At 30.6% G+C, this 369-nt stretch carries 1 pseudogene; it reads right to left on the reverse strand.

Annotated features, from left to right (window positions below):
* Positions 1–105: pseudogene (locus WG67_RS08280) on the reverse strand (TrbC/VirB2 family protein); the annotation flags it as partial.
* Positions 106–369: the final 264 nt, after the last annotated feature.

Consider the following 369-nt stretch of genomic DNA (forward strand, 5'->3'; position numbering starts at 1 on the left):
TTGAGCAGTTGTATCAGTATTAGTGTCAGCGGCAGCACTCCCAACATGAGAAAAAGAAATAAATAATACTATAAAAAGAATATTAAAAACTTTCCTAGGGTTCATCTCTATACCTTAAATTTAGATATTGCAATTATACCTAAAATACTATAATTTTTAGTAAAACTAGCATAAAGATTGAATAACAAACGGTGCCACAAAAGTAGTTGACACACAACTGCACAAATATTGTAATATAGACATAGTAAACGATATTATTCCAGTGCTTGACGTTGGAATCCAGACTTTAATTGTTATATTTATAAATAAGTCTGGAACGTTCATCTCAAATGCAGTATTTTTGTTGAAATAGCTCAACTGGATCCCAGT

The organism is Wolbachia endosymbiont of Drosophila incompta (assembly GCF_001758565.1).
GTDB lineage: Bacteria > Pseudomonadota > Alphaproteobacteria > Rickettsiales > Anaplasmataceae > Wolbachia > Wolbachia pipientis.